Annotated in this window: 1 protein-coding gene; it reads right to left on the bottom strand. The window is 66.5% G+C overall.

The annotated features are described in order from the left end of the window. A partial coding sequence (locus tag ACWDTP_RS38630) for an acyl-CoA dehydrogenase family protein (protein WP_450028477.1) occupies positions 1-1,046 on the bottom strand: 1,046 nt, incomplete at both ends.

The raw sequence follows: 1,046 nt of genomic DNA, 5'->3' as shown, positions 1-1,046 counted from the left end.
CAGGCTGCGCCGCACATCCGGATGGTGCGTGATCGACACCCGCGGGGCGGTCTTGTCGGTCATCTGGGTCAGGTCGGCGCCCTGCACCCGCTCCTTGGCGTACTCCAGCGCGTTGAGGTAACCGGTCGACAGGGTCGCGATGGCCTTGGTGCCCACCATCATTCGGGCCTGCTCGATCACGTCGAACATCTGCGCGATGCCGTTGTGCACCTCACCGACCAGCCAGCCCTTGGCCGGGGTGCCGTGCTGACCGAACGTCAGCTCACAGGTGGCCGAGACTTTCAGGCCCATCTTGTGCTCGACGTTGGTGACATACACCCCGTTACGCTCGCCGGGCTCGCCGGTCTCGGGATCGAACAGGAACTTCGGCACGAAGAACAACGACAGGCCCTTGGTGCCCGGTCCCGCGCCCTCGGGGCGGGCCAGTACCAGGTGGAAGATGTTTTCGAACAGGTCATCGGAGTCGGCGGAGGTGATGAACCGCTTCACCCCGTCGATGTGCCAGGAGCCGTCGTCCTGCTGGACGGCCTTGGTGCGCCCGGCACCGACGTCAGAACCCGCATCGGGTTCGGTGAGCACCATGGTGGCGCCCCAGCCGCGCTCGGCGGCCAGGATCGCCCACTTCTTCTGCTCCTCGGTGGCCTGCTTGTAGAAGATGCTGGCAAACCCGGCGCCGCCGCCGTACATCCAGACGGCGGGGTTGGCGCCCAGCAGATGCTCATGCAGGGCCCACAGCAGCGCCTTGGGCATCGGCATGCCGCCGAGTTCTTCCTCGAGGCCGACCTTGTCCCAGCCGCCCTCGATGACCGCGCGCACCGACTTCTTGAACGCCTCGGGCAGCGTCACGGTGTGGGCGTCCGGGTCGAATACCGGCGGGTTGCGGTCACCTTCGACGAACGAATCGGCGATCGGCCCCTCGGCCAGGCGCGCCATCTCGGTCAACATCTCCCGCGCGGTGTCGGCATCCAGGTCGCTGTAGGAGCCTGCACCCAGTGCCTTGTCCACGCCGAACACGTCGAACAGGTTGAACACCTGGTCACGGACAT

The organism is Mycobacterium sp. NPDC003449, assembly GCF_053588415.1.
The sequence above is the reverse complement of the archived record's forward strand: the minus strand, read 5'-3'. Positions and strand labels throughout refer to the sequence as shown.